The sequence below is a fragment of the Paraburkholderia sp. BR14312 genome (genome assembly GCF_040948675.1).
GTDB classification, from domain to species: domain Bacteria; phylum Pseudomonadota; class Gammaproteobacteria; order Burkholderiales; family Burkholderiaceae; genus Paraburkholderia; species Paraburkholderia nodosa_A.
This window is the reverse complement of record NZ_JBFPKI010000014.1, coordinates 197,637-215,955: the sequence shown is the minus strand read 5'-3', so window position 1 is coordinate 215,955 and position 18,319 is coordinate 197,637. Positions and strand designations below refer to the sequence as shown.

General features: G+C 65.8%; 16 protein-coding genes. 3 read left to right on the top strand and 13 right to left on the bottom strand.

Translation table 11 applies throughout. The features are described 5' to 3' along the window. Window positions 1-115 precede the first annotated feature (115 nt). Window positions 116-895 (top strand): enoyl-ACP reductase FabI, encoded by a 780-nt coding sequence (gene fabI / locus AB3X98_RS33740; protein WP_368606941.1) that lies wholly within the window; start codon window positions 116-118, stop codon window positions 893-895. Window positions 896-1,028: 133 nt separating this feature from the next. Next, window positions 1,029-2,039 (top strand): sulfate ABC transporter substrate-binding protein, encoded by a 1,011-nt coding sequence (locus AB3X98_RS33735; protein WP_368606940.1) that lies wholly within the window; start codon window positions 1,029-1,031, stop codon window positions 2,037-2,039. 79 nt (window positions 2,040-2,118) lie between these two features. Here AB3X98_RS33735 and AB3X98_RS33730 read toward each other — a convergent pair whose 3' ends face one another. From AB3X98_RS33730 to argS, 6 genes are all read right to left on the bottom strand, one after another. Then, entirely contained in the window at window positions 2,119-2,445 is a 327-nt protein-coding gene (locus AB3X98_RS33730; RefSeq protein ID WP_069265141.1) for a hypothetical protein, read from the bottom strand. Between the two features lie 242 nt (window positions 2,446-2,687). After that, a complete protein-coding gene (locus AB3X98_RS33725; RefSeq protein WP_368606939.1) occupies window positions 2,688-4,310 on the bottom strand; it encodes an ABC transporter substrate-binding protein in 1,623 nt (540 codons plus the stop codon). Between the two features lie 178 nt (window positions 4,311-4,488). Then, entirely contained in the window at window positions 4,489-5,265 is a 777-nt protein-coding gene (locus tag AB3X98_RS33720; RefSeq protein ID WP_368606938.1) for an SDR family oxidoreductase, read from the bottom strand. A 10-nt stretch (window positions 5,266-5,275) separates the two neighbouring features. Next, window positions 5,276-5,929, bottom strand: coding sequence for a thiol:disulfide interchange protein DsbA/DsbL (locus AB3X98_RS33715; protein WP_069265132.1), 654 nt, complete (start codon window positions 5,927-5,929; stop codon window positions 5,276-5,278). Window positions 5,930-6,136: 207 nt separating this feature from the next. Beyond that, on the bottom strand, window positions 6,137-6,982 hold the full coding sequence (locus tag AB3X98_RS33710) for an SPOR domain-containing protein (protein ID WP_342949569.1): 846 nt from the start codon (window positions 6,980-6,982) through the stop codon (window positions 6,137-6,139). 79 nt (window positions 6,983-7,061) lie between these two features. Beyond that, window positions 7,062-8,846, bottom strand: coding sequence for an arginine--tRNA ligase (gene argS, locus AB3X98_RS33705; protein WP_069265129.1), 1,785 nt, complete (start codon window positions 8,844-8,846; stop codon window positions 7,062-7,064). Window positions 8,847-9,200: 354 nt separating this feature from the next. Between argS and AB3X98_RS33700 the strand changes: the two genes are divergently transcribed. Then, the gene (locus AB3X98_RS33700) at window positions 9,201-9,527 is read left to right on the top strand and encodes a DUF1840 domain-containing protein (RefSeq protein ID WP_069265127.1); all 327 of its coding nucleotides are present in this window, start codon (window positions 9,201-9,203) and stop codon (window positions 9,525-9,527) included. Window positions 9,528-9,668: 141 nt separating this feature from the next. Here AB3X98_RS33700 and AB3X98_RS33695 read toward each other — a convergent pair whose 3' ends face one another. The 7 genes from AB3X98_RS33695 to AB3X98_RS33665 form a co-directional block, all read right to left on the bottom strand. Continuing rightward, window positions 9,669-9,872, bottom strand: coding sequence for an acid-shock protein (locus tag AB3X98_RS33695; RefSeq protein WP_069265125.1), 204 nt, complete (start codon window positions 9,870-9,872; stop codon window positions 9,669-9,671). A 249-nt stretch (window positions 9,873-10,121) separates the two neighbouring features. Then, window positions 10,122-12,839 (bottom strand): methionine synthase, encoded by a 2,718-nt coding sequence (gene metH / locus AB3X98_RS33690; RefSeq protein WP_083245277.1) that lies wholly within the window; start codon window positions 12,837-12,839, stop codon window positions 10,122-10,124. A 61-nt stretch (window positions 12,840-12,900) separates the two neighbouring features. Further along, complete coding sequence (locus AB3X98_RS33685; protein ID WP_368606937.1) at window positions 12,901-13,983, bottom strand: homocysteine S-methyltransferase family protein; 1,083 nt, start codon at window positions 13,981-13,983, stop codon at window positions 12,901-12,903. 203 nt (window positions 13,984-14,186) lie between these two features. Further along, window positions 14,187-14,444, bottom strand: coding sequence for a DUF3567 domain-containing protein (locus AB3X98_RS33680; RefSeq protein WP_028201771.1), 258 nt, complete (start codon window positions 14,442-14,444; stop codon window positions 14,187-14,189). A gap of 175 nt (window positions 14,445-14,619) precedes the next feature. Beyond that, entirely contained in the window at window positions 14,620-15,408 is a 789-nt protein-coding gene (pcaD, locus tag AB3X98_RS33675) for a 3-oxoadipate enol-lactonase (protein WP_069265121.1), read from the bottom strand. Window positions 15,409-15,852: 444 nt separating this feature from the next. Beyond that, window positions 15,853-17,208 (bottom strand): DUF3108 domain-containing protein, encoded by a 1,356-nt coding sequence (locus AB3X98_RS33670; protein WP_368606943.1) that lies wholly within the window; start codon window positions 17,206-17,208, stop codon window positions 15,853-15,855. Window positions 17,209-17,391: 183 nt separating this feature from the next. After that, window positions 17,392-18,297, bottom strand: coding sequence for an IclR family transcriptional regulator (locus tag AB3X98_RS33665; RefSeq protein ID WP_368606936.1), 906 nt, complete (start codon window positions 18,295-18,297; stop codon window positions 17,392-17,394). Between the last annotated feature and the right edge of the window lie 22 nt (window positions 18,298-18,319).

Sequence of the window (18,319 nt, the reverse complement as noted above, 5' to 3'; positions counted from 1 at the left end):
GCACGCGCCGCATCCCCACCGATGCGGCGCGTCGTTTTGAGCTCGACACACCGGCAGCCAGGTCGGCAACTGCATCCGCGGCCATCACCGGCCGTCTTCCACTGCGAGGTCAGCCATGCATAATCCATCCCAACGGCCGCTTGCCGGCATGCGCGCGCTCGTCACCGGCGTGGCGAACGCCGATTCGATCGCTTACGGCTGCGCCCGCGCGTTCGCCGATCTCGGTGCGCAACTCGCCATCACCTATCTCAACGACAAGGCCAAGCCCTACGTCGAACCGCTCGCCAACGAACTGGGCGCGCAATTGCTGCTGCCATTGAACGTCGAGGAAGACGGCCAGCTCGACGCCGTGTTCGACGCCGTGCGCGAAACGTGGGGATCGCTCGACATCGTGCTGCACTCCATCGCCTATGCGCCGAAAGAGGATCTGCAAGGCGGCCTGCTCGATTCGTCGGCGCAGGGTTTCGCGTATGCGATGGACGTGTCGTGCCACTCGTTCATCCGCATGGCGAAGCGCGCCGTGCCGCTCATGCCGCACGGCGGCACGCTGTTCGCGATGAGCTACGACGGCGCGAACCGCGTCGTGCCCAGCTACAACCTGATGGGCCCGGTGAAGGCGGCGCTCGAAGCGTCGTGCCGTTATCTCGCGTACGAACTCGGGCCGATCGGCATCCGCGTGCACGCAATCTCGCCCGGGCCGCTCAAGACGCGCGCAGCCTCGGGGCTGCCCGACTTCGACCGCATGCTCGCCGAGGCCGTGGAGCGCGCGCCACTCGGCGAACTCGTCGACATCATGGACGTGGGTTACGCCACCGCGTATCTCGCCACGCGCTACGCCCGGCGCATGAGCGGCAACACCGTGTATATCGACGGCGGCGCGCACATCATGGCTTAGCACGAAAGCCGCAAAGCAAAGCTCGCATTGGTATAAGCCGTGCGCCCCGGCTCGCTAGAATCGGGCGTTCGGCCTGCTTACGAAAATCATGCAGGCAGGCCGAAACGCTTTTCAACGACAGACGGGGATCACCATGGCAGGTTTGGGACGCACGGCGCGCTGGCTCGGCGCGGGCATCATCGCATTGAGCGCAGCGGCGGCGCATGCCGAAACGTCGCTGCTGAACGTCTCGTACGACGTGACGCGCGAGTTGTACAAGGACATCAACGCGAGCTTCATCGCCGACTATCAGAAGAAGACCGGCCAGACCCTGTCGATCAAGCAGTCGCACGGCGCGTCGAGCGCGCAGGCGCTCTCGGTGCTGCAAGGCCTGCAAGCCGACGTCGTGACGATGAACCAGCCCAACGACATCGACCTGCTCGCGCAGCAGGGTCATCTCGTGCCCGCCAACTGGCGCACGCGCTTGCCCGACGCGAGCGCGCCCTACACGACGACGATGGTGTTCCTCGTGCGCAAGGGCAACCCCAAGCACATCAAGGACTGGGACGATCTCGCCAAACCCGGCGTGCAGGTCGTGATCGCCAATCCGAAGACTTCAGGCAATGGACGCTACGCGTATCTGGCCGCATGGGGCTATCGCAAGCAGCAGGGCGCGAGCGACGCCCAGGCGCTCGACTTCGAGCGCGCACTGCTGAAGAACGTGCCGGTGCTGGACGCGGGCGGCCGGGGCGCGACGACGACCTTCACGCAGCGCGGCATCGGCGACGTGCTCGTGACCTTCGAAAACGAAGTGGCGCTCATCGATACGGGCGTCGGTGCGAAGGACTTCGAAGCGGTCTATCCCTCGGTGAGTCTGCTGGCGGAGCCGCCGGTGACGATCGTCGACAAGGTGGTGGACAAGCGCGGCACGCGCAAGAGCGCACAGGCGTATCTCGACTATCTGTATTCGCCCGCCGCGCAGGAGATCATCGCGCAGCATCATCTGCGTCCGCGCGATGCCGCAGTGCTCGCGAAGCACGCAAGCGAGTTCAAGCCGATCAAGACCTTCACGGTCGAGCAGGTGTTCGGCAGCTGGCAAAACGCGCAGGCGACGCATTTCGCCGATGGCGGCACGTTCGATCAGATCGTCGCGGACCGTAAGTAGTCCGGGCGGCACGTCAGGACAGCGCGTAAACACAAGCGCCTCGCGATTGGCGAGGCGCGTTGCCTTTCATGCGACGGATTTAGTACCAGCCGCGACGGCCATGCCATTCGTTGCGGCCGTACCAGCGGCGGCCGTCCCAGTAGCGGTCGCCGTGCCAGCCGATCACGACAGCCGGCGCGTAGGCCACGCGCACGGGCGGCGCGACGTAGACGGGCCGCGGCGCGACATAAACGGGCTGCGGCGCGACATACACCGGTGCGGGTGCAACATAAACCGGTGCGGGTGCAACATAAACCGGTGCGGGCACGCCGACGTTCAGGCCGACTACCACACCGGCCATGGCGGTTTGCGAGGCGGCCAGGACGAGCGCTCCAGCACCCAGCGCGGCAAAGAGTTTGGTTTTCATTTTGAGCCCCTTCGGTTGAAGATTCGATGGCTTCAATGTAGCCGGGCGCTCGCCGGCTTGAGTTACCAAACTGCAACAAACTGCGCGCGAATCTTACCGGCGGTAGTGGGAGGAAAGGGCGCTCGCCCGCCTGTGGCGCGCTTCCCGCATGTCTGGCGCAAGCGGGCGTGTTTCAATTCGTGATCGTCAGGGCAGCTCTGTAATGGCGCGCCGGGCGCGAACGCCCGGCGCGGCGAGAGCCGTCACTGCACCGCGACGCTCGCGAAGTTCTGGCGTCCGAACGGGCTCACCTGATAGCCGCTCACGTTCGTGCGCGTGATGGCGGAGGCGGTCGGGTAGCCAAGCGGAATCCACAGCGCCTGGTCGTGGATGATCTGCTGGGCGGCTTCATACAGCTTCACGCGCTTGGCCTGGTCGGCGGTGGCCTTGCCTTCGGCGATCAGCTTGTCGAGCTGCGGATCGCAAAAGCGCGCGAAGTTGATGCCCGACTGCACCGCATTGCAGCTAAAGAGCGGCGAGAGATAGTTGTCGGGGTCGCCGTTGTCGCCGGCCCAGCCCATGAAGAGCGTGTCGTGCTGGCCTTGCTTCGCCTGCTTGATCAGCTCGCCCCACTCGATCACCTTGATCTCGGCCTTCACGCCGATCTTCGCGAAGTCGGCCTGCAACAGCTCCGCGCCCGCGCGCGGGTTCGGGTTCAGCACGCTGCCGTTCGGACGCACCCAGATCGTCGTCGCGAAGCCGTTGGGGAAGCCCGCGTCGGCGAGCAGCTGCTTCGCCTTCGCCGGGTCATACGGATACGGCTGGATCGACCGGTCGTAGCCCCAGGTGATGGGCGGCCAGGGGTTGGTCGCGGGCGTGGCGGTGTTGTCGAAAATCGCCTTCAGGTACGTCGTGCGGTCGAACGCCATGTTCAGCGCCTGGCGCACCTTCTGGTTGTCGAGCGGCTTCTTCTGCGTGTTGAGCGCGACGAACGCCGTCATGAACGCTGGCGTCTCCACCACCTTGAGCGACTTGTCGTCCTTCGCCGCGGCCACGTCCTGGGGCTTGGGCGAGAGCGCGATCTGGCATTCGCCGGCCTTCACCTTCTGCGCGCGCACGGCGGCGTCGGGCGTGATCGCGTAGATCAGGCGGTCCACCTTCGGTTTCGGCCCCCAGTAGGTCGGGTTCACGTCGTAGCGGATCACCGCGTCCTTCGTGTAGCTCTTGAGCACGAACGGGCCCGTGCCCACCGGCTTCGCGTTGAGGTCGACCTGCTTGCCGCCCTTGAGCAACTGGTCGGCGTACTCGGCGGAATAGATCGACGCGAAGCCCATCGTGAGGATCGAGAGGAACGTTGCATTCGGCTCGTTGAGCTCGAACTTGACCGTGTTCGCGTCGACCTTCGTGACCGCCTTGACGAGCTTCACGAGGCCCATCGACTGCGCGTGCGGGAAGCCGCTCGCGCCGGCCACCTTGTGCCACGGGTTGTTGGCGTCGAGCATGCGCTCGAACGTGAAGACCACGTCGTCGGCGTCGAGCGTACGCGTGGGCTTGAACCACTCGGTCGTCTGGAACGCCACGTCGGGCCGCAGATGGAACGTGTAGGTCAGGCCGTCGGCGCTTACTTCCCACTTGTCCGCGAGTGCGGGCACGACCTTCTTCTGCGCTTCGTCATAGGCCACGAGCGAATTGAAGATGACGTCGGCGGACGCGTTGGTCGTGACGAGCGAGTTGAACTGCACGACGTCGAAGCCGTCGGGGCTCGACTCGGTGCAGACCGTCAGCGGTTTGGCGAGCGCGGGCGTGGCCGCGAACGCGGTGCCAAGCGCGGTCGCGAGCACGAGAGCAGGCGCAAGCGTGCGCGCGGAGGGCGAGGTGAAGCGCATGGGATCTCCGTGGTTCTTCGGTGGCGGGCGGCGCCCCGTTTTGTTCGATTCAGGAGAGGCGAGAAGGCTCGGAAGGGCGCCCGGACGAGCCAAGCTTATCGAAGGGAAATTGCCGAGACAACAATTTAATCGACATACCCATATGGCATGGGGGCGCCGTGCGGCAAGCCGAAGCGGCTTAGTGGCTCGCCGCGCGCGGCTTGCGCGGCGCCTTTTCGAACACGCGGTCGTAGACCCAGCGGGGCAGCGCGCGCAGCATCGTGGCGGCCACGCGCATCGGCCAGGGGAACACCGCGAACGACGTGCCGCGCGCGATCGCTTGCGCGGCCTTCGCGGCGAACTGGTCCGCGTCCATCAGGAAGGGCATGCGGTAGGGGTTCTTCGCCGTCATCGGCGTGCGGATGTAGCCGGGCGCGATGGTGACGACGGGCACGCCGAACGGACGCATTTCCACGCGCAGCGCTTCGAGATAGGCGAGCGCCGCGGCCTTCGAGGCGCTGTAGGCACCCGAGCCCGGCAGCCCGCGCACGCCGGCCACGCTCGCGATGCCCACGAGCGTGCCGCGTCTTGCCTTCGCCATGGCCGACGCGAACGGCTCGAAGGTGGCGACCATGCCGAAGTAGTTGGTGTCCATCACGTCGCGGAACGTGGCGAGATCGCCTTCGCCCGTCAGCACGCCGCGGCTCACGCCCGCATTGGCGATCACGATGTCGGGCATGCCGTGCTGGGCGATGAAGTCGCGCGCGGCGGCAGCGAGCGCATCGGCGTCGCGCACGTCGGCGGGATAGATGGAGATGGGGTGATCGGGGTGGGACTGCCGGAAGCCGGCAAGGGCCTCGCCGCGGCGCGCGACGAGCCCGAGGACGGCGCCCTGCCGCGCGTAAACGGCGGCGAGCGCGGCGCCAATGCCGCTCGACGCGCCGGTGATGAAGACCTTCAGTGGCGCGTCTTGCATGGCGCTAACCTCACATCTTCTTCGCGCGGATCTGCGAGATGATGAAGTCCATCACCTGGGCCGTGCCCGGCAGCGCCTTGTCTTCCGGACCCTGGACCATGGCCGGGCCGGTCTCGTATTTGCCCTGGATGGCGATGGTCGGCACGCCGTCGATCTTGTAGGCGTCGAGCAGGGCCTTGTCGCGCTGCAGCGCGCTCTGCGTCGAGAACGAGTTGTACGCTTCCATGTACTTCTTCGCATCCACGCCTTGCGTCGCGAGGAACTTCGCCTGCTCTTCCGGTGTGAGCAGGTAGTTCTTGTTCACGTGGATTTCGTGGAACACGACCGGCGTGAGCTTCTGGGCGAGGCCGAGCGCGTCGAGCGCGTAGTACATCTTCGAGTGCGGGATGAAGTCGTCACGGAATGCCACCGGCACGCGCTTGAACACGACGTCCGGGCCCTGCTTCTTGATCCACGCTTCGAGATACGGGTCGAACGCGTTGCAGTGCGGGCAGCCGTACCAGAAGAACTCGATCACTTCGATCTTGCCCGCGGGCACGTCGAGCGCCTGGGGTGCCTTCAGGACCGTGTAGTCCTTGCCGGCCACGGGTGCCGCGGCCGAGGCGTGGGCCACGCCGGCGATCAGCGAAAGCGAGAGAAAAAGCGTACCGAGAAGTCGTTTCATGGCGTAGGAATCCACTGTTCTTGGACCGGCGGCGGCCGGTTGTCTGCCGCAGGACGCCGTTGGCGCGAACCAGACGCATGCGGGTGCTGCGCGGGTGTTGCTTGTTGACGGACTTCGCGCCGCGCACCGTGGCCGGGCCTCACGCGAATGCCGCTGAATGGCTGCGGCTTCGGTGGGCGGGCGCGCGGTGCGCGGCGCGGACGGCGATTACTGCTTCGTGAAGCGGATGACGGCCGTATCGATACCGGCGTCGGACAGGCGCTGACGCGTCGAGTTCATGTCGTCGAACTTCGTGAACGGACCGATGCGCACGCGATAGTACGTCACACCGCCGGCGTCGCGCTGCGTGACCTTCGACTCGAACCCCTGGAACGCGAGGCGCGCGCGCTGCTGCTCGGCGTCGCCCGACGTCTTGTACGCGCCCACCTGCAGGAAGTAGCCGGTGTTGGCGTCGCCCGGTGCGGGCGCGGCGCTGCCGGGCTTGGCGCCCGGGGGCGTCGGCACGGCGTTGGCGGGCTTCTGCGGCGGGTTGTTCGCGAGGATCTGCGCCGGGTTGCTCGTCGAGTTGCTGGCCGACTGCGGCTTCTTCGCGATCGCCGTGCCGCTCGTGACGTTTTCACCCGTCGACGGTTGCGGCGCGACGGCCACGCCGTTGTTATTGGCGGCGTTGCTGTTCGAACCCGAGGGCGGCACTTCCACGATCTGCGGCTCCTCGAGCATGCCCGAGGACTGCGACTGGTTCGTGGTCTGCCCCGGGGCCGTGTTGGGCGGCGTGCTTTGGGCGGCCTGCGGCACCGGCTGGCCCGGCGACTTGCCCTGCAGCGCGCGGTTCGGATCGACCTGCTCGTTGTTCTGGCCGACGTCGGAAGCGGCCGGCGGCGCGACCTTCGAGACGAACGGCGTGGGCGCGCGCGTGATGTAGAGCGCCACCACCACCGCGATCGCAAGGCCGACGATCAGGCCCAGCACGATGCCGAGAAAGGTTCCCCCGGACTGCTTCGACTGCTGTTTTGTAGTGCGGCGCGGTTTTGCCATCGTCTGAATCACCTGCAAACAAGAGAATCCTGGAATGGCCGTCCGCGCGAGGCGGCGGCCCCAAACAAGCTGCTGCGCGCGGGTCTCGCGCGTCTCGTTACATGCGCTCCGGCGCGGACACGCCGATCACGGCCAGGCCGTTCGCGAGCACCCGGCGCGTGGCCGCGAGCAGGGCGACGCGGGCGTCGCGTTCGGCGGCGTCATCGACGAGAACGCGTTCGGCATTGTAGAACGAGTGAAACTCAGCGGCGAGTTCGCGCAGGTAGAACGCCACCGCGTGCGGCGCGAGTTCGCTGGCGGCATGCGTGAGCATGTCGGGGAATTCGCCGAGTTTCGCGATGAGCGCGAGCGCGCGCTCGCTGGCAAGCGGCGCGAGATCGACCTTGGGCAGCGCGGCCGGATCGCCGCCGAACTTGCCCTGCCAGTCGCCGAGAATCGACGAGATGCGCGCATGCGCGTACTGCACGTAGTACACCGGGTTTTCGTCGTTTTCCTTCAGCGCGAGGTCGATGTCGAACACGAATTCGGTGTCGGCCTTGCGCGAGATGAGGAAAAAGCGCACGGCGTCGCGGCCGCGGCGGATGGTCGCCTCGTCGAGCAGGTCGGGCGAGACTTCGCTGCCCGGGTTCGCGCCGCCCGACCATTCGATCAGGTCGCGCACCGTCACGTAGCTGCCCGCGCGCTTGGAGATCTTCACCTCCTGGCCGTCGCGCATCACCGTGACCATCTTGTGCAGCACGTAGTCGGGATAGCCCTTCGGAATGCCGATGCCGAGCGCCTGCAGTCCCGCGCGCACGCGCGCGATGGTGCCGTGGTGATCGGAGCCCTGGATGTTGATGACCTTCGTGAAGCCGCGCTCCCACTTGGTGACGTGGTAGGCCACATCGGGCAGGAAGTAGGTGTAGGTGCCGTCGGACTTGCGCATCACGCGGTCCTTGTCGTCGCCGTAGTCGGTGGTCTTGAGCCACAGCGCGCCTTCCTGCTCGTAGGTCTGGCCCGAAGCGACCAGCGCCTCGACGGTCTTCTCGACGCGGCCTTCCGTGTACAGCGACGACTCGAGGTAGTAGCGGTCGAACTTCACGCCGAACGCCTGCAGGTCGAGATCCTGCTCGTGGCGCAGATAGGCGACGGCAAAGCGGCGGATCGCTTCGAGGTTCTCCGGGTCCTTCTCGCCCGTGACGGGCTCGCCGTCCTTGGCCGCGACCGTTTCGCCCGCGAGGTAGTCGCGCGCGATGTCGGCGATGTATTCGCCGTTGTAGGCCGCCTCGGGCCATTCGGCGTCGCCGGGCTTGAAGCCGCGCGCGCGCGCCTGGGTGGAGACGGCGAGGTTGCCGATCTGCACGCCCGCGTCGTTGTAGTAGAACTCGCGGTGCACGTCATAGCCCTGGGAGGCGAGCACGTTCGAGATGGCGTCGCCGAGCGCGGCCTGGCGGCCGTGGCCCACGTGCAGCGGGCCCGTGGGGTTGGCGGAAACGAACTCGACGAGTACGCGTTTGCCGGCTTCGCGCTGCGAGCGGCCGAATGCCTCGCCCTGCTCGAACACGGCGCCGATCACGGCGCGCTTCGCGTTGGCGGTGAGACGCAGGTTGATGAAGCCGGGGCCGGCCACTTCGGCCGCCTCGACGAGGCCGGCGGCCTCGGGCTGGGCGAGCACGGCGTCGACAATCTGCTGGGCGAGCTGGCGCGGATTCGCGCGCATGGGCTTGGCGAGCTGCATCGCGACGTTGCAGGCGACATCGCCGTGGGCGGCGACCTTCGGGCGCTCGAGCGTGATCACGGGCACGACGAATGCGCCTTCGCTCGCGCCTTCGGTGGCCTTCGCCACCTGGGCTACGGCTTGCGCGAGCAGGGTCTCCAGGGTGTGTTTCTGTGCGGGCAGCATGCTGGTTGCAAGTCCTGTGCGGGTAATGGGATGCGGGGCCGGGGCGTCCAGGGGCATGCATGGCCTCTGGCTTTCCGGCGCTGACCGCCTGATACGGGTGAGGGCGCGCCAGCCTCGCGGTGGCCCGATTGCCATGCGCCAATGCGCGGCGGGCCTCGTTGCGGCAGGCGGCGTGGCGGCGTACCTGACGCCAGAACGTCCGGGCGCCGCGCCCTGCGGGTAATTCCGTCCTGACGGATTTTAGCAGGTGCTAATATGTGAAATGAGGTAGCGCGACATGGGTCGCCTTGGCCCGTCTGGCTTCGCAGGCCGGAACGTCACGCGCAGATCCAAAAAATCATAAAGGGAACAGACATGCTGGTTACTTTTAAATGTCACGCGGCGCCCGACGTCACGATGCTGGAGAACCTCGCACAGTACCTTCTCGGCATCATCGGCAAGCGGCTCGGCCCGCGCGGCGTGATCACCCACGACGAACTCGATACCGCCATCACCAAGCTCGAAGCAGCCATCGCCACTGACAAGAAAGAGCGCCACGAGCAGGAAGGCCACTTTCACGAAGGCGAGGATGACCACGTGCATCACGAACTGCCGGTCGGCCTCGCGCAACGCGCCTTTCCGTTCCTCGATATGCTGCGCGCCGCGAAGAAGGAAGACAACGACGTTTTGTGGGGCATTTGAGGTCCGTGCTTGACGTCCTTGCGTGACATGACTGGGGGCGAGCGCGCCATTGCGCCTGGTTGACCCGCCCAATTCAACGTTCCAAAAGCAAAGAGCCCGCAATCTCGCGGGCTCTTTGCTTATGTTCACCTTCGGCTCACCTTACTGGCTGGCGGCCGCCGGTTCGGCAGCAGAAGCCTCCGACTTCATCATTTTCTTTTTCTTCGGCTTCTTCACGTGCTTTTCGGTGGGCGCCGAATACGACGTCGCCGGGCTCGCCTGCTCCGGCGCGGCCGGCTGGGCGAACGACGGCTGCGCAAGCGCCGCGACGCCGAAGGCAGTCAACATCAACATCAGCTTCTTCATACGATTTCTCCGTCGAGGTTGCTTCGATTTTGCGTTTTAAGGATTTGCTGATGAGCGAGCCGGCGCGGCCTTGCCGCATGTGGCCGGGTGTCATGCAGGTGATACCGGGTCTTGCCGGGCCATCTTACAAAGCCGAAAAATCGCGCGCGCGTAATCTTCACCTTGCCGGATGGCGTATGTCGGGCGGCGACAACAGGGGGTAGCGCAACGGGGGAAAAGCGCGCCGCGCGGGGCGGCGCGCCGTGCGGCCTAGAGTTGCGGCGCGAGCGCGCGGCGGGCGTCCTGGTCGGAGAGCGACATACGCTTTGCATAGTCGGCGAGCTGGTCCTGGCCGATCTTGCCCACCGAGAAATACGTGCTGTCCGGGTGCGCGAGATAGAAGCCCGAAACGCTCGCGGCCGGCAGCATGGCGAGCGATTCCGTCACGCTCATGCCAATCTCGCCCGCCTGCAGGAAGTCGAACATGTCGCGCTTCACGAGGTGATCCGGGCAGGCCGGGTAGCCGGGCGCCGGGCGAATGCCCGCGTACTTTTCGGCGATCAGGGCGTCGTTGTCGAGCGTTTCGCTCGCCGCATAGCCCCACAGGTCGCGGCGCACGCGTGCGTGCAGCGCTTCGGCGAACGCTTCCGCGAAGCGGTCCGCGAGCGCCTTGAGCATGATCGCGCTGTAGTCGTCGTGGTCCTTCTCGAACTGCGCTTCCTTCACGTCCACGCCAATGCCCGCCGTCACCGCGAACATGCCGATGTAGTCCGCCACGCCCGAGTCCTTCGGCGCGATGAAGTCGGCAAGCGACCGGTTCGGCCGCATCACGCCGTCCACCACCGGGCGCACCGACTGCTGGCGCAGGTTGCGCCACGTGAGCGCGACTTCGCTGCGCGACTCGTCGGTGTAGATCTCGATGTCGTCGTCGTTCACCGTGTTCGCGGGCAACAGCGCGATCACGCCGTTGGCCTGCAGCCAGCGGCCCTGAATCAGGCGCGAAAGCATCGACTTCGCGTCGGAAAACACGCGGCGTGCCGACTCGCCCACGATCTCGTCGTTGAGGATCTGCGGATAGGGGCCGGCGAGATCCCACGTCTGGAAGAACGGACCCCAGTCGATGTAATTCGCGAGTTCGTTCAGGTCGAAATTCTTGAACACGCGGCGGCCGATGAACTTCGGCTTCACGGGCTGGAAGTTCGCCCAGTCGATCTTCGTCTTGTTCGCGCGCGCTTCTTCGAGCGTCACGAGCGGCGTCGCCTTCCGGTTGGCGTGCTGGTCGCGAATGCGCTCGTAGTCGGCCTTGAGCTCGTCGAGGTACTTCGCCGCGCCTTCGTCCGACAGCAGGCTCGACGCCACCGAAACCGAACGCGACGCGTCCGGCACGTACACGACCGGACCTTCGTAGTGCGGCGCGATCTTCACGGCCGTATGCACGCGCGAGGTGGTCGCGCCACCAATGAGCAGCGGAATCTTCTTGATGCGGAAGTAGTCGTCGCGCTGCATTTCGCTCGCAACGTAAGCCATTTCCTCGAGCGAGGGCGTAATGAGCCCCGAGAGGCCGACGATATCCGCGCCTTCGACCTTGGCCTTCGCGAGGATCTCGTTGCACGGGACCATCACGCCCATGTTGACCACTTCGAAGTTATTGCACTGGAGCACCACTGACACGATGTTCTTGCCGATGTCGTGCACGTCGCCCTTCACGGTCGCGATGACGATCTTGCCCTTCGCGCGCACGTCGGCGCCCGACTCGGCGAGCAGGCGCTTTTCTTCCTCGATGAACGGAATGAGGTGGGCCACGGCCTGCTTCATCACGCGCGCCGACTTCACGACCTGCGGCAGGAACATCTTGCCCTGGCCGAACAGGTCGCCGACGATGTTCATGCCGTCCATGAGCGGGCCTTCGATCACGTTGATCGGGCGGCCGCCGCCGCCCATGATCTTTTCGCGCGCTTCTTCGGTGTCCTCGACAATGAAGTTCGTGATGCCGTGCACGAGTGCGTGCGCAAGACGCTTTTCGACCGCCTGGTTGCGCCACTCGAGGTTCTCTTCCTTCTTCGCGGCGCCGGTCTTGAACTTGTCGGCGATCTCGAGCAGACGGTCGGTGCCGTCGGCGCGGCGGTTGAGCACCACGTCTTCCACGCGCTCGCGCAACTCGGCGTCGAGGTCGGCGTACACGCCGAGCTGGCCCGCGTTCACGATGCCCATGTCCATGCCGGCCTGAATGGCGTGGTAGAGGAACACGGTGTGGATCGCCTCGCGCACGGGGTCGTTGCCGCGGAACGAGAACGACACGTTCGACACGCCGCCGCTGATCTTCGCGTAGGGCAGGTTCTGCTTGATCCAGCGCGTGGCTTCGATGAAGTCCACCGCGTAGTTGTTGTGCTCCTCGATGCCCGTGGCCACCGCGAAGATGTTCGGGTCGAAGATGATGTCCTCGGGCGGGAAGCCCACTTCGTTCACGAGGATGTCGTAGGAGCGCTTGCAGATCTCGGTCTTGCGCGCGAATGTATCGGCCTGGCCCTGCTCGTCGAACGCCATCACCACGCTCGCCGCGCCATAGCGGCGAATCAGCTTCGCGTGATGCACGAACTGCTCCTTGCCTTCCTTGAGCGAGATCGAGTTGACGATGGCCTTGCCCTGCACGCATTGCAGGCCCGCCTCGATCACGTCCCACTTCGACGAGTCGATCATGATCGGCACGCGCGCAATGTCGGGCTCGGAGGCAATGAGGTTCATGAAGCGCACCATGGCCGCCTTCGAGTCGAGCATGGCTTCGTCCATGTTGACGTCGATGACCTGTGCGCCGTTTTCGACCTGCTGGCGCGCAACCGCGAGCGCCTCGTCGAACTGGCCGTTGAGAATCATCCGCGCGAAAGCCTTCGAGCCGGTCACGTTGGTGCGCTCGCCCACGTTGATGAACAGCGTGCCTTCGGTCACGTTGAAGGGTTCGAGGCCGGAAAGGCGCAGGGTATGGTCAGTCATGGCGTGGGACCGGATCGTAGGGTGTTGGAGCGGGACTCGGAAGCAGCGGTCGAAATTGCCTTCAGGCGGCGTCGCGATACTGGCCGGGCCAGCGGCGCGGCTTGACCTCGGCGAGCGCTTTGGCAATGGCCGCGATGTGCTCGGGCGTCGTGCCGCAGCAGCCGCCCGCCACGTTCACGAGACCGGCGCTCGCGAATTCCTTGAGCAGTGCCGAGGTATCGGCGGGCGTTTCGTCGAAGCCCGTGTCGCTCATCGGGTTGGGCAGGCCCGCGTTCGGATAGCACGAGACGTAGGTGTCGCAGAGCTTCGCAAGCTCGGCGATGTACGGGCGCATGAGCGCCGCGCCCAGCGCGCAGTTCAGGCCGAACGTGAGCGGTCTCGCGTGGCGCAGCGAATTCCAGAACGCTTCGACGGTCTGGCCCGAGAGAATGCGGCCCGAGGCATCGGTGACGGTGCCCGAGATCATGATCGGCAGATTCTCGCCCGTGTCTTCGAAGAGCTGGTCGAGCGCGAACAGCGCGGCCTTGGCGTTGAGCGTGTCGAAGATCGTCTCGACGAGGAAGAGGTCGCAGCCGCCGTCCATGAGCGCCTTCGCCTGCTCGTAGTACGCATTGCGCAGTTCTTCGAACGTGACGTTGCGCGCGCCCGGATCGTTCACGTCGGGCGAGATGCTTGCCGTTTTCGGCGTCGGCCCAATCGCGCCCGCGGCGAAGCGCGGCTTGTCCGGCGTCGAATACTTTGCGCACGCGGCGCGCGCGAGCTTCGCCGACTCGACGTTCATCTCGATGGCGAGATCGCCCATGCCGTAGTCGTCCTGGGCCACCGTGGTCGCGCCGAACGTGTTGGTCTCGATGATGTCCGCGCCCGCCGCGAGATACTGCTCGTGAATCTCGCTGATGATCTGCGGCTGCGTGAGTGAGAGCAGTTCGTTGTTGCCCTTGATATCGCGCGGGTAGTCCTTGAAGCGTTCGACGCCGCCTTTACCTCGATAGGCGGCTTCGTCGAGCTTGTAGCGCTGGATCATCGTGCCCATCGCGCCGTCGAGGATCACGATACGCGAGGCGAGCAGCGCGGGAAGCGCTGCGCCGCGCGTGTATTTGGCGTCCCCGGCGGGGCGCGGGGCAAGGGCTGCGGGCTGGTTCATGGATCGCGGGCGGGCGTGGTGCCGGTTGAACTGGGAAACCCCACATTGTAGCCGCTGCGGCAACGCGCCGCTGCGGGCGGCGTCGCGCGCAGGCAACCGCTGTGGCTCGCGCCGGACGGCCAAAAGAAAACCCCGGCCGGGCAAGCCGGACGGGGTTTCGTGTGAAGGACGCTGCGCGTTGAGTGCCGCGGGGTGCGCTAGCGTCAGTGAAGCACGACGGGTTGCTGCATGAGGCTGTCGAACTGTCCGAGGAATTCGTCGACTTCGTCGAGCGACTGGTCTTCATCCATCAGCTTTTGCACGTCTTCGCGAAAACGTGCCGCCATCACGCCGTCGATGAAGATCTCGCGGCGTGCGTTTTTGTCGACGATCTCGTAGCCTCCTGCGCGCATCGCGCTGTGGCCGTCCTGCGGTGGGAACTCGACGACGCAATAGTTGGGACTGTTGTAGATCATTTGCATGGCGACACTCCTTTTTCCTGTGCTCCCCTGACCTTCTCGGTCAATACATGGAGCGTTCGTTCTGGAATTCAAGGGGTGGGTCCCGCATCACCTCTTATGTGGACTGCTCTCCCTTTTTACTTCAATTCACAACTGTGTCTGCTGCCACTGCCATGATGCTTTTACTTCGAACTGCTTAGACCAACTGCTTGAGAAACGTTTCTAGCAAAGCAGTGAAACGGTGCGACTCCTCTACCGGGGCCAGATGCGCGGCATCGAGCACCACGAAATGCGACCCTTCTATCGCGCTTGCAAGGGCCTGCGTCATGGCCACTGGCGTGCCGCTGTCGTGGCGACCCGCGACTGCGAGCGTCGGCACGCGCAGTTGCGCGAGCCTCTTTTGCACGTCGAAATCGCGTAGCGCCTCGCATGCCATCGCATAACCTTCTGAAGGGGTCCGTAATAAAACGTCACAAATGCGCTCGACAGTCGGCGCATGCGCATGCCGGAAGTCGGCGGTGAACCAGCGTGCCATCGTTGCGTCGACGAGCGCCCCGAGGCCTTCGCTGCGTACTGTGGCGGCGCGCTCGTTCCATGTTTCGCGCGCTTGTGGCGGCGTATGACTCGCCGTGTCGCAAAGCGTGAGCGTTGTCACGCGTTCCGGGAAATCGAGCGCAAACTGCTGCGCGATCATGCCGCCCATCGACATGCCCACGAGATGCGCATGCTCGATGCCAGTGGCGTCGAAAAGCGCATCGAGGTCGGCGGCGAGTTCTGTGAAGCCGAAAGGCTCGCTCGCGACGGCGCTCGCGCCGTGGCCGCGCACGTCATAGCGCAGTACGCTGTGGCGGTGGCGGAAATGTCCGGCGAGCGTGTCCCACACGCCAAGGTCGCCGCCCAGTTGGTGAATGAACGCCAGCGCGGGCCCACCGCTCCTGTCGTCGAAGACATAGTGCGTATCGATGCCATTGACAGTCACTTGCATGGGTTCCTCCTTCGCCTTCCAGGCTGGGAGTCAAGCCGTTTGCGAGGTACTGCATGCACGCGATGCTGGTGGAGCAATCCGCGCGCCTGGCGCGCGCAGACGATGCGCGATGCGATGTTCGTTAGCTTGTGTGTCGCGTCCCTGTTTGCTGCGCTGTTTATTGTGTCGTGCCGATTTTGTCCGTCTTGTGCAGCGGTGTATCGGTTTGTTCGTGCTGGTCCGTTTGTTGGTCCGTTTGCTGGTCAGTTTGTCGGTCCGTTCACTGGTCCGTTGTTTGCGCGCGGCGTCGTGCTGCCGTGTTTCGTCTGCTTGTTCTTTGGCCCTTCGTGATGCGCGCGATGCCTTGCGATCCTTGACGCATGGCTCGATTCCAGTATGCGCTATTTCGCGAATTTGTGTTGTGAAGCGGGCCGTCCGGATCAAGTGGTGCGTGCGCTTGCGCGCTCAGGGATGCTCGGCCGCCGGGCCTGGCGAAGCGGATGAGGGTTGCGCATCGCCAGTAGACGGTTGAGGCGGTGATTCTGTTGGCTGTTCTGTCTGCAAATTGGCGGGTGGCGCCGGCTGCGCAGACGGTTGCGGTTGCGCTTGTGATGCAGCAGGCGCAGAAGCCGGCGCCGCCTCCGGTGTTGCCGATTGTGCCGATGTTGTGTCGGTTGCCGCGCTGGGCGCCGGGGCGGTTGCGGCCGCCGCAGAATCGGGCGCTGGCGCGGGCGCGTTCGATGCGCTCGGCACCGTGAGTGCGCCACGCCACACCAGTTCGAACTGGTTGCCATTCGGTTCGGTTTGCACGAGGCGCACGGGCAACCAGCCGAGCGACTGCGCGAGCCACACGTCGATGCGCCGCTTGTCGCCCTCGCGACGGGGCAGACGCATGAAGTGGCGCGCGGTGACGTAGCCATGATCCGTGCTCACGGTTTCGTCGCCGATCGTGGTGATGGGCCAGGTCTCGCCGCTGTCGTTGTCCGCGACATAGAACTCGCGCGTGACGCCGGGCTTGTACGCGTCGGGGTCGCCGCGCACGAGGCTCGCAAGCTGCATCACCATGCTGAAGCGGTCCTGCGCGCCATCGGGCAGCGCGAGCGAGTTCGGCGTGCGCGTGAACACGATCTGCTTGTCGGTGCGATTGAAAACCGTCACATCCGAAGGGCGATGGCCGCGCTTTTCGATGTACTGATCGGGTGCGAGGCCGAAGGCGTCTACACGGCCCTTGCTCGTCCAGCTGAACTCGCCGACGAAGGGCAGGGGCACACGCACGACCATCTCGTAGCGCTGCCCGTCGCTCGACCAGTGGATCGTGCCGGGCTGATTGCGCACGCCGTTATAGAACGTGTCGTACTGCAGTTCGCCCGATGGGGGCACCGAAAACTTCAGTCCGTGCGAGGCCTGCGTGGCTTGCGCCGAAGGCTGCTTGCCGTTGCCGGGCGCCGTGCCAGCGGTCCCGCTGGTGCCGGCGGCGCTCGCGCTGGCTGGCGACGCGGCTGCGGGCGCGGACGCCGCCTGCGTATCCGGCGGCGCAGCCGGCGCTTTGGGGTGCGGTTTGGGCGGCGTCACCGCGTGCAGCGTGTGCGGCTCGGCAGGCTTCGGTGCGGGTTTGGGCGCGGCATGCGCGGGCGCTGCCGCGGGGCCCGCGGGCTTGGCCTCGCGCTCGATGCGTTCGGGTTTGAGGAGCGCCACTTGCACGGGCACGCGCACGTGCGCGACAGGCGGCGGCGCGCCGTGATGCCGCTCGAACCATTCGGCCGCGAGCCAATGCAGCGCCGTGACCGCGACGAACACACCGACCCAGCGCCACGCGCGCATGTGCTGCGGCGTGCGTGAGTCGGTGTCGAGGCGGCGTGCCTCGCGCGGGGCGGCTGGCGTGGACATCGGCGGTTCGTGAGTCGGTATCGGTCGTACGTTAATGTGACACAACCCGCCGGGTGCTTGCAGAAACGCAGACGCGCGCGAGCAGGGTCACATGTGCCGGCCCCGGGGACACAGCCCTCAGCGCGGCGTTGGACTGTACCCCAATTCGTACGACAGTTTTTCGGCGCACGCGCGCAGCGCGGTGTCCACGGCGCCGTTCCAGGCGATATCGAACGCGCCTTCGTGACCGAGCGCGATGAGCCCGAGCGCGAGTTCGCCGCTCGCGTCGAACACGGGCGTGCAGAACGCGTGGATGGTCGGCAGCAACATGCCTTCCACACGCGCTGCGCCATGCTCGCGCACTTCCGCGAGCGCCTGTTCGAGCGCATCGGCCGTGCGCGGCGTCGAGCCGTATGAGTACTGCTGCGCGCCCGCGAGTTCGCGCTCGATCATGGGGACCGTCTTGCTGCGCGGCAGGTAGGCGGCGAACAGCAGGCCCGTGGCGGAACTGAGCATCGGCATCACATCGCCGAGCTTGAGCGACGCTTTCGCGGGGTGGCTCGACTCCAGCCAGTGCACGACGGTCGGCCCCTGGTTGCCCCACACGGCGATGCCCACGGTGATGTCGAGCGCGTCGCGCAATTCGGTGAGCGCGAGGCGCGCGAGCTTGACGCCGTCCACGCGCGCGAGGCGCGCGAGTCCGAGCTGCAACGCGAAGCCGCCCAGTTCGTAGCGCCCCGAGAGCGGGTCCTGCGCGACCACGCCAAGGCGCATGAAGCTCACGAGATAGCGGTGCGCCTTCGCCGGGCTCATGCCCGCGCGCTGCGCGAGGTCGCGCAGCATCATCGCGCGCGGTTCGTTCGTGAGCACTTCGAGCAGGCGAAACCCCACTTCGATCGACTGGATGCCCGAGCGCAGTTTTTCTTCGCCGGCTTCGGCGCCTTCCGCAGCTTCGGCGGTGTCGAGGGGATCGGCGAGATCTTCGGCGTTCGTGGCGTCTGGGGCGCTCGCGCGCGGCGAGGCGGATCGGACGGTTGGCGGCATGGGATGCGTTGTGGTGTTCGAA